This is a genomic window from Pseudonocardia acidicola, from assembly GCF_012911935.1.
Lineage (GTDB): Bacteria > Actinomycetota > Actinomycetes > Mycobacteriales > Pseudonocardiaceae > Pseudonocardia > Pseudonocardia acidicola.
Window position 1 is genome coordinate 18,121 of the sequence record NZ_JAAXLA010000090.1, and the last position, 9,463, is coordinate 27,583.

Here is a 9,463-nt window from a genome sequence, read left to right on the forward strand (position 1 = left end):
CGGCGCCGACGGGCCGGGGGGCAGGAGCGGGTGCCACCCGGGCCCCCCGCCGACCGTCAGGGCAGGATCGCGTCGATGTAGCCGCCCTCGGCCCGCAGCGCCCCGCCGGTCGTCGCCGAGGCGAGCTCGGAGCTGAGGTAGGCCACCATGTTCCCGACCTCCCGGGGCTCGATGAGCCGCCCCAGCAGCGACTGCGGCCGGTGCTCGGCCATGAACCGGCGCTGCGCCTCGTCCCACGGCACCTCGTCCCCGAGCAGCTCGTTCACGAACTCCTCAGCGCCCTCGGTGTGGGTGGGCCCGGCCAGCACCGTGTTGACGGTGACCCCGGTCCCCGCGGCGACCTTCGCGAAACCGCGTGCCACCGCCAGCAGAGCCGTCTTGGTGACCCCGTAATGGATCATTTCGACGGGGATCACGACCGCCGAGTCGCTGCCGATGAACTGCACGCGCCCCCACCCGCGCGCGATCATCCCGGGCAGGTACACCCGGGTCAGGCGCACCCCGGACAGCACGTTGACCTCGAAGAACCGCCGCCACTGGGCGTCGTCGATCTCCAGCGCGGGACGCGCGCCGAAGATCCCCAGATTGTTGGTCAGGATGTCCACCTGCGGCAGCTCGTCGAGCAGCCGCGCGGCACCGGCCTCGTCGGAGACGTCGGCGGCGATCCCCCCGACGTCGGCATCCGGGATCTCGGCGCGCACCAGTTCCACGGCGTGGTCCACGCGGGCGGCGGTCCGCCCGTTGACCACGACACTCGCACCGGCTCTGGCGAGTTCGATCGCGATCGCCAAGCCGATGCCCTGGGTGGAGCCGGTCACCAACGCGGTGCGGCCGCCGAGGTCGATGTCCATGGCCGGATCGGTACCCGCCCCGGCCCGGATGATTCGCCGCGGCGCTACAGCTCGCCGCGGCGGCTCGCCAGCGTCTCGGCCACCTGGGTCAGCTTGATGTTCAGCGACTGCGACGCCGCGCGGAGCACCTCGAACGCCTCGGCGGCGGTGATCCCGCGGCGCTCCATGAGGATGCCCTTGGCCTGCCCGATCACGTCGCGGCTGCGCAGCGCCTCCCGCAGCTGAGCGGCCTCCAGGTCGGCGGCGGTGCACGCCTGGGTGGCGGCGAGCGCCGTCGACGCGTGCGCCGCCAGCAGCAGCGCGACGTCGCGGTCCATGTGGTCCAGGCCGCCGGCCCGGAACGAGTAGAAGTTGAGCGCGCCCATCCGGGGCGCGTCGCCGTTCGGGAACAGGCCCACGGCCAGCACGCTGCGCACGCCGGCCTCGGCCGCGGCCGGACCGAACCGCGGGTACTCGCGGGCCACTGCGAGGTCGTTGCTGGACGTGACCCCGTTCCCGGCCGATCGGGTCGCCTCGACGCACGGGCCCTCGTCGAACCGGTACTGCAGCTCGTCGAGCCGGGTCGCGAGTTCGTCGGTCTCCACCGGCGTGTGGAATCCCCCTCCGGGGGCGCGCATCGTGACGCTGACCAGGTCGGCCCCGGGCACCACCGCACGGCCCGCCCGGACCACCCGCTGCAGGACCTCCCGCACCGTGCCGGCGTCCAGCAACGCCCCGGCCAGCGCGACGAACTCGGCCGCCAGCGGGCCGGGCTCGGCGGAGATCGAACCCAACTGCTCCAGCCGTCCGTCGACGAAGAGCTGTTTGTCCTCAGCCCAGTCCTGCTCGGTCGTCACGGCCCACCTCGCTCTGTCCTCGCCGAGGATTATCCAGGCCTGCCCCACCGGGCAACCGCAGCGGGGGCCGCGATACTGCCGCCATGTCGGTGCGCACCGTGGGTGTCGAAGAGGAGTTCCTGCTGATCGACCCGGTCAGTGGTCGGCCGAGGGCGGTGGGTGGCGCCGTGCTGCGGATCGCGGAGGCCGACGACGGCACCGAGACGGAGCTCACCGGGGAGCTGCACCGTGAGCAGCTGGAGACCGCCACCGTGCCCTGCAACAGCCTCGACGAGCTGGGCCGAGAGCTGCGCAGGGCCCGGGCCGAGGCCGCCGAGGCCGCCCGCGCGGTCGGCGTCGAGCTCGTCGCACTGGCCACCTCGCCGCTGGCCGTGGAGCCGACCCTCTCGCCGTCGGTGCGGTACCGGGAGATGCGCGAGCGGTTCGGGCTCACCGTCGACGAGGAGCTGACCTGCGGCTGCCACGTCCACGTGGCCGTCGACTCCGACGCCGAGGGCGTCACCGCGTTGGACGGCATCCGGCCCTGGCTGGCGCCGCTGCTCGCGCTGAGCGCCAACTCCCCGTTCTGGCAGGGCACCGCCTCCGGATACGCCAGCTTCCGCAGCCAGGTGTGGTCGCGCTGGCCGTCCGCGGGCCCGAACGAACCCTTCGGCTCGCCCGCCGGCTACCGGGCGACGGTCGAGGCGATCCTCGGCTCGAACACGGTGCTCGACGAGGGGATGTTGTACTTCGACGCCCGGCTGTCGCGGCTGCACCCGACGGTCGAGATCCGCGTCGCCGACGTCTGCCTGGACCCCGACGACGCAGTGCTGGTCGCCGCGCTCACCCGCGCGCTCGTGGAGACGGCCATCCGGGCCGACGGCCCGCCGCCGCCCGTGCGCACCGAGGTGCTGCGGCTCGCGTCGTGGCGCGCGGGCCGGTCCGGGATCGACGGGGAGCTGCTCGCTCCCCGGACATGGCGGCCCGCGCCCGCCGCGGAGGTGCTGGGCCGGCTGGTCGACCACGTCCGGCCCGCGCTGGAGGACGCCGGCGACCTGGGCACCGTGCGCGAACTGCTCGACGCGGTGCTGCGCCGGGGCACCGGAGCGACGCGACAGCGCACGGTGCTCACGCAGAAGGGTGAGCTGCGCGCCGTCGTGGCCGACGCAGTGGCAGGCTGAGACGCGCGGGCCGTCAGCGGAGCCGGTGCGCGCCCACGTTCGCGTTGCGGGCCCGCAGTTTGCGCACGATCAACCAGCCGGCCAGCGCGGCGACCCCGGCGAGCACGACGTAGCCGGCCGGGCCGAGCGCGCCCTCGACCCGGCCCCAGTTCTCGCCGAGCATCCAGCCCAGTCCGATGAACACCGCGTTCCACACCCCGCTGCCGATCGCGGTGAGCACGACGAACCGCGTCATCGGCATGCCGGCCACCCCGGCGGGCACCGACACGACGCTGCGGATCAGCGGCACACACCGTCCGACCAGCACGAGCTTGCCGCCGTGCCGGTCGAACAGGGTGCGGCCGCGCTCGAGATCGGCCTGACTGGACAGGACGAACCAGCGCCTGGCCGAGAGCCGGTGCAGCCGCTCGTAACCGAGCCACGCACCCAGCCCGTAGAGCACCAGCGCGCCGAGCACCGAGCCCGCGGTGGCCATCGGCCAGACCCACAGGACCTCGACCGCGCCGGTGCGCGCCCGGAACCCCGCCAGCGGCAGGATCACCTCGGAGGGAATCGGCGGGACCACGTTCTCCAGAAAGATCAGGAACCCCACCCCGGCGGCTCCGAGACGGTCGACGATCGAGAACACCCAGTCGGCCACGTGATCAATGGTGCCCGATTTGTCGGCTCCGCCGCCGCGCACCCGGCAGGATGCGCTCCTGGTCACACTTCGGCAGGATGGCCGCCATGGCCGTGAACCCGACCGGTGCCGATATGAAGGCGTTCCTCGCCGCAGGCCCCGACCAGCCGATCGTCATGCTCAACCTGCTGCGCTTCGCCGAGGGCGGCGCCGAGCGCTACGACGAGTACATCGCACACTTCCGCCCGTTCGCGGAGAAGGTCGGGGCCTCGGTCGTCTACTTCGGGCACGGCGCCGATCCGATCGTCGCCGAGCAGGGACAGGACTGGGACGCGGTCCTGCTCGTCTCCTACCCCAGCCGCCGCGCGTTCTCGGACATGGTGCGCGACCCCGGTTACCAGGAGGGCACGCACCTGCGCACCGAAGCCGTCATCGAGGCGGTGCTGCAGCCGACGATCCCGCGCTGACCAGTGAGAACGACTGGTATCACCCGGGCATGGCGACGACCCTGCGATCGGCCTGGGCAAGATCGCCGAGCGGTTGGCGGCGTGGGCGCACCGGCGCTGAGCCCGCGGCCGCATCCATCCGATCGGCGGTCACCGCGGCGCAGGCGGCCGCCGAGACTGGACGCCGGCGCGGTCGTCGACGAGGCCGGTTCGCGCCGCCCGGCCCGGCCGGGACGGCCGAAGCCCCTCCTCCGAAGGTGATCCCGTGACCTCCACCGCGTCCCCCGCCATGCAGAAGGCCGATCTCGACTCGATCGAGCCCGACGTGCACGGCCTGATCAGCAAACAGACCGCCCAACTCGACGGTGTCGAGGTGACCCGGGTGCGGTTCGACCCGGGCGCCCGCTGGTCGAACGACCTCAAGTCCTACGCCGGCACCGAGAGCTGCGAGCTGCCGCACGTCGCGATCGTGCTCAGCGGCCGCCTCGGCGTCGAGATGGACGACGGCAGCACCGAGGAGTTCGGACCGAACCAGGTCATGATGCTGCCGCCCGGCCACAACGCCTGGACCGTCGGCGACGAGGCCTGCGTGTTCGTCGAGTTCTCCCGCGGCAACGACTACTACGGCTGAGAACCGAGAGTGGCTCTCGCTGCAGCTGCTGCAGCGAAAGCCACTCTCGCGTCGGATCAGGCTGCGGCGACGGCCGTGGCGCGGTCGCGGAGCGACTGCGGGACGGCGAAGCGGTCGCCGTACTTGGCGGCCAGCTCGTCGGCGCGGGCCACGAACCCGGCCGGGCCACCCGGGTAGCCCTCGATGTACTGCATCACGCCGCCGGTCCAGGCCGGGAAGCCGATGCCGAAGATCGATCCGATGTTGGCGTCGGGCACCGAGGTGAGCACGCCCTCGTCGAAGCACTTGACGGTCTCGAGCGCCTCGATGATCAGCATGCGCTCGGAGAGCTCGTGCAGGTCGACGTCGTGGTTCGTCGCCCCGAACTGCTCACGCAGCCCCGGCCAGAGCCGGGTCCGCTTGCCGTCGACGTACTCGTAGAAGCCCGCGCCCGAGCTCTTGCCCTTGCGGTCGAACTCGTCGATCATCCGGTCGATCACGGCCTCCGACGGGTGCGCCTCCCAGGTGCCACCGGCCGCCTCGACCGCCGCCTTGGTCTCCTCGCGGATCTTGCGCGGCAGCGTCAGGGTCAGCTCGTCCATCAGCTGCAGCACCGGGGCCGGGTAGCCGGCCTGCGAGGACGCCTGCTCGATCGTCTGCGGGTCGACGCCCTCGGCGATCATCGCGATGCCCTCGTTGATGAAGGTGCCGATGACCCGGCTGGTGAAGAAGCCGCGGCTGTCGTTGACCACGATCGGGGTCTTCTTCATCCCGAGCGTCACGTCGAACGCCTTGGCCAGCGTGGCGTCCGAGGTCTGCTCACCGCGGATGATCTCGACCAGCGGCATCTTGTCGACCGGGGAGAAGAAGTGCAGGCCGATGAAGTCGGCCGGCCGGTCCACGCCCGACGCGAGCTCGGTGATCGGCAGCGTCGAGGTGTTCGAGCACAGCAGCGCGTCCGGCTTGATGACCTTTGCCGCCTCGGCGAAGACCTCCTGCTTGAGCGCGACGCTCTCGAAGACGGCCTCGATGACGATGTCGCAGTCGGCGAGGTCGGCGTAGTCGGCGGTCGGGGTGATCCGGGCGAGCAGCGCGTCACCCTTCTCCTGCGTGGTCCTGCCACGCTGCACGCCCTTGGCCACCAGGCCCTCGGAGTACGCCTTGCCCTTCTGGGCGGCCTCGATCGAGACGTCCTTGAGCACGACCTCCCAGCCCGACAGCGCGCAGGTGTAGGCGATGCCCGCCCCCATCATCCCGGCGCCGAGGACGGCGACCTTGGTGGGCTGCCACTTCTCGTGGCCGTCGGGCCGCGAGCCGCCGCCGTTGATGTGCTGCAGGTCGTAGAAGAACGCCTTGGTCATGTTCTTCGAGACCTGGCCGGTGACCAGCTCGGTGAAGTAGCGGCTCTCGATGCGCTGCGCGGTCTCGAAGTCGACCTGGGCGCCCTCGACGGCCGCGGACAGGATGTTGCGCGGCGCCGGCATCGGCGCGCCCTTGATCTGCTTGCGCAGGTTGGCCGGGAACGCCGGCAGGATCGACGCCAGCTTCGGGTTCGACGGGGTGCCGCCGGGCATCTTGTAGCCCTTGCGGTCCCACGGCTGCGCGGCCTCGGGGTTCGCCGCGATCCACGCCCGCGCGGAGTCCATCATCTCGTCGACGCTGGTGGCCAGCTCGTCGATGATGCCGATCTCCAGAGCCTTGGCCGGCTTGTGTCGCTGGCCCTGCGCCAGGACCTTCATGAAGCCGTCGGCGATGCCGAGCATGCGGGTGATCCGGGTGACGCCGCCGCCACCGGGCAGCAGGCCCAGGGTCACCTCGGGCAGGCCGTAGATGACGCCCTTGGCGTCGAGGCCGATGCGGTGGTGGCAGGCCAGCCCGATCTCCAGGCCGCCGCCGAGGGCGGTGCCGTTCATCGCGGCGACGACCGGCTTGCCCAGGGTCTCCAGCTTGCGCAGCTGGGCCTTGACCGTGGCGACGTTCTCCATGATCGCCGGCGCGTCGGCCGGAGTCGCCTTGGACATCGAGTCCAGGTCGCCGCCGGCGAAGAAGGTCTTCTTGGCCGAGGTGACGATGACGCCGGTGAGGTCGTCCTTCTCCGCCACCAGCGCGTCGACGACCTCGCCCATCGCCGCGACGTAGCGGTCGTTCATCGTGTTGGCGCTGCGGCCCGGGTCGTCGAGGGTGACGATCGCGATCCCGTCGTCCCCGCGCTCCCAGCGGACAGCCTTCTGCTCGCTCACTGTTGTTCGTATCCCTTCAGATCTGCCGGGAGGGTCAGAGACGCTCGACGATCGTGGCGATGCCCATGCCGCCGCCGACGCACAGCGTGGCCAGGCCGTAGCGCAGGTCGCGGCGCTCGAGCTCGTCGACCAGGGTGCCGAGGATCATCGCGCCGGTGGCGCCGAGCGGGTGGCCCATGGCGATGGCGCCGCCGTTGACGTTGACCTTCTCGTGGTCGAGACCGAGGTCGCGCATGAAGCGCAGCGCGACCGCGGCGAACGCCTCGTTGATCTCGAACAGGTCGATGTCGTCGACGGTCAGGCCCGCCTTGGCCAGCGCCTTCCGGCTGGCCGGCGCGGGGCCGGTGAGCATGATCGTCGGGTCGGCGCCGGACAGCGCGGTGGAGACGATGCGGGCCCGCGGGGTGATGCCCGCGGCCTTGCCGGCGGCCTCGGTGCCGATCAGGCACAGCGACGCGCCGTCGACGATGCCGGAGGAGTTGCCGGCGTGGTGCACGTGGTCGATCTTCTCGATCCAGTGGTAGCGCTGCAGGGCCACGGCGTCGAACCCGCCGGCCTCGCCCATCATCGCGAACGACGGCTGCAGCCCGGCCATCGACTCCAGCGTGGCGTTCGGCCGGACGTGCTCGTCGCGGTCGAGGATGGTCAGGCCGTTGCGGTCCTTGACCGGGACGACCGAGCGGGCGAAGTAGCCGTTGGCCCAGGCCTTGGCGGCGCGGGTCTGTGACTCGACGGCGAAGGTGTCCACGTCCTCGCGGGAGAAGCCCTCGATCGTGGCGATCAGGTCGGCGCCGATGCCCTGCGGCACGAAACCGGTCTGGTAGGAGGTATCGGGGTCCATCGCCCAGGCGCCGCCGTCGGAGCCCATCGGGACGCGCGACATGGCCTCGACGCCACCGGCGAGGACCATCTCCTCCATGCCGGAGCGGATCTTCTGCGCCGCGGTGTTGACCGCCTCCAGGCCGGAGGCGCAGAACCGGTTGAGCTGCACACCGGCCACGGTGTCCGGCAGACCGGCCGCGATCGCGGCGGTCTTGGCGATGTCACCGCCCTGGTCACCGACGGGCGAGACGACACCGAGCACGACGTCGTCGATGACGGCGGGGTCGAGCTCGGGGAACCGGGCGCGGATCTCGTCGATCAGCCCGATGACCAGCGAGACCGGCTTGACCTCGTGCAGCGAGCCGGAGGCCTTGCCCCGGCCGCGTGGCGTGCGGATCGCGTCGTAGATGTACGCCTCGGGGATCTCGCTCATGCGAACCTCTCGTCTGCTCTGGCGAAGAATGCTGGAGGTGACGGTTGCGGCGGGCCGCACGGCCGACCGCGACGGCACGGGTCACCGTCCGGCGTCTTTGTTACAGCAGTACTGTCACATAGGTCAAGGTCTGCCGTAGCCTTCACCCATGGCAGTGCCGTCCTCTGCGCAGTCGCCGCAACGATCTGCACCCGATGGGGAGCTCCTCACCATCGACCAACTGGCGGATCGCAGCGGCGTCACCGTCCGCAACATCCGCTTCTACGCCGGGCGCGGGTTGATCCCGCCGCCGCAGCTGCGCGGCCGCACCGGGCTCTACGGGCCCGATCACCTGGCACGGCTGGAGTTGGTCAGCGAACTGTCCGCGCTGGGGTTCACGCTCGCCGCGATCGAGCGCTACCTGGAACGGGTGCCGCACTCCGCGGGCGCGGGTGAGCTCGCCCTGCAGCGGGCCCTCCTCGCCCCGTGGGTGCCCGAGGAACTCGAGGAGGTCGACCGGACCGAGCTCGATCGCCGCGCCGGCCGCCCCCTCGACGACACGAGCGTCGACGCCCTGGAGGCCCTCGGCGCCGTCGAACGGCTCGACGACGGGCGGGTCCGGCTGCACGGGCCGCTCGGCCCCGGGCTGGAGATGCTCGACTCCGGGCTGCCGGCGTCGTTGCTGCGCGACTCCCACGAGCTCATCGAGAAGCACACCACCGCGCTGGCCGAGGACCTGATGGCGCTGTTCCAGCGGCAGGTGCTGCAGCCCTACCGCGACGCCGGCCGCCCGGTCGAGGAGCGCGGCCGGCTCGCCACCATGATGAGCCGGCTCAAGCCGCTCACGGTGCAGGGCGTGGTCACGGCGTTCGGCCGCGCGGTCAACCGGGCCATTCGGGAACGCATCGGCTGAGCGGGCGGATCCGCCTGCGCAAACGGCTCCCCCCGGGCCGAGCTGCTGCGCCTACGCTGCGGCGCGTGGCCGATCTCTTCACGCACCCGGTGAACGTGCGCTACCTCGAGGTCGACGCCCAGGGCGTCGTCTTCAACTCCTGGTACCTCGCCTACTTCGACGACGCGATGACCGCGTTCCTGCTCGACCGCGGCCTGCCCTACCGGGTCATGACCGACGCCGGGTACGACGTGCAACTGGTCCGCTCCGAGATCGACTGGAAAGCCGGCGTGGGCTGGGGTGACGAGATCGTCATCGCCGTGTCGACCGCCCGGCTCGGCCGCACCAGCTTCGCGCTGGACTTCGAGGTGCGCCGGGGTTCCTCCGACGACTACGAGGTCACGTGCGCGGCCCGGACGGTGTACGTGGTGGTCGCGACCGACGGCTCCGGCAAGCGCGAGATCCCCGAACTGATCGCCACCGCCCTGGGCCGCAGCCCGCTCTCGGATTCAGACCGGGCGGACGGCGTCGCGGAACCGGCCGCCGGGGGTGTCATCCAGCCCCGTCACCCGCAC

10 protein-coding genes are annotated in these 9,463 nt (G+C 71.7%); 5 read left to right on the top strand and 5 right to left on the bottom strand.

What is annotated here, in order from left to right; genetic code table 11:
- Positions 1–56: 56 nt before the first annotated feature.
- Positions 57–851, bottom strand: a complete 795-nt coding sequence (locus tag HF526_RS30395) for an SDR family NAD(P)-dependent oxidoreductase (RefSeq protein ID WP_169385032.1) — start codon at positions 849–851, stop codon at positions 57–59.
- Between the two features lie 44 nt (positions 852–895).
- Complete coding sequence (locus HF526_RS30400; protein ID WP_169385033.1) at positions 896–1,687, bottom strand: ANTAR domain-containing protein; 792 nt, start codon at positions 1,685–1,687, stop codon at positions 896–898.
- A gap of 83 nt (positions 1,688–1,770) precedes the next feature.
- Between HF526_RS30400 and HF526_RS30405 the strand changes: the two genes are divergently transcribed.
- The gene (locus tag HF526_RS30405; RefSeq protein ID WP_169385034.1) at positions 1,771–2,847 is read left to right on the top strand and encodes a glutamate--cysteine ligase; all 1,077 of its coding nucleotides are present in this window, start codon (positions 1,771–1,773) and stop codon (positions 2,845–2,847) included.
- A gap of 13 nt (positions 2,848–2,860) precedes the next feature.
- Here HF526_RS30405 and HF526_RS30410 read toward each other — a convergent pair whose 3' ends face one another.
- Positions 2,861–3,487: a DedA family protein gene (locus HF526_RS30410; RefSeq protein WP_338051865.1), complete on the bottom strand. Its 627-nt coding sequence runs from the start codon at positions 3,485–3,487 to the stop codon at positions 2,861–2,863.
- 86 nt (positions 3,488–3,573) lie between these two features.
- Between HF526_RS30410 and HF526_RS30415 the strand changes: the two genes are divergently transcribed.
- Positions 3,574–3,933, top strand: coding sequence for a DUF1330 domain-containing protein (locus tag HF526_RS30415; RefSeq protein ID WP_169385035.1), 360 nt, complete (start codon positions 3,574–3,576; stop codon positions 3,931–3,933).
- Between the two features lie 244 nt (positions 3,934–4,177).
- On the top strand, positions 4,178–4,543 hold the full coding sequence (locus HF526_RS30420; RefSeq protein WP_239029343.1) for a cupin domain-containing protein: 366 nt from the start codon (positions 4,178–4,180) through the stop codon (positions 4,541–4,543).
- A gap of 56 nt (positions 4,544–4,599) precedes the next feature.
- Here the strand turns inward: HF526_RS30420 and HF526_RS30425 are convergent, their stop codons facing one another.
- Both HF526_RS30425 and HF526_RS30430 read right to left on the bottom strand, forming a co-directional pair.
- Positions 4,600–6,762 (bottom strand): 3-hydroxyacyl-CoA dehydrogenase NAD-binding domain-containing protein, encoded by a 2,163-nt coding sequence (locus HF526_RS30425; protein WP_169385036.1) that lies wholly within the window; start codon positions 6,760–6,762, stop codon positions 4,600–4,602.
- Between the two features lie 34 nt (positions 6,763–6,796).
- Positions 6,797–8,017 carry an acetyl-CoA C-acetyltransferase gene (locus HF526_RS30430; RefSeq protein WP_169385037.1) on the bottom strand — a complete coding sequence of 407 codons (1,221 nt, stop codon included), beginning with the start codon at positions 8,015–8,017 and terminating at the stop codon, positions 6,797–6,799.
- Positions 8,018–8,165: 148 nt separating this feature from the next.
- On the opposite strand from HF526_RS30430, the gene HF526_RS30435 reads away from it, so the two are divergent.
- Positions 8,166–8,909, top strand: a complete 744-nt coding sequence (locus HF526_RS30435; protein ID WP_169385038.1) for a MerR family transcriptional regulator — start codon at positions 8,166–8,168, stop codon at positions 8,907–8,909.
- A 65-nt stretch (positions 8,910–8,974) separates the two neighbouring features.
- A partial coding sequence (locus HF526_RS30440; protein ID WP_169385039.1) for a thioesterase family protein occupies positions 8,975–9,463 on the top strand: 489 nt, incomplete at its 3' end.

Bases quoted from the DNA above. Each gene is read 5' to 3' on its own strand.
- HF526_RS30395 (WP_169385032.1), bottom strand. From the start codon at position 851: ATGGACATCGACCTCGGCGGCCGCACCGCGTTGGTGACCGGCTCCACC.
- HF526_RS30405 (WP_169385034.1), top strand. From the start codon at position 1,771: ATGTCGGTGCGCACCGTGGGTGTCGAAGAGGAGTTCCTGCTGATCGAC.
- HF526_RS30415 (WP_169385035.1), top strand. From the start codon at position 3,574: ATGGCCGTGAACCCGACCGGTGCCGATATGAAGGCGTTCCTCGCCGCA.
- HF526_RS30430 (WP_169385037.1), bottom strand. From the start codon at position 8,017: ATGAGCGAGATCCCCGAGGCGTACATCTACGACGCGATCCGCACGCCA.
- HF526_RS30435 (WP_169385038.1), top strand. From the start codon at position 8,166: ATGGCAGTGCCGTCCTCTGCGCAGTCGCCGCAACGATCTGCACCCGAT.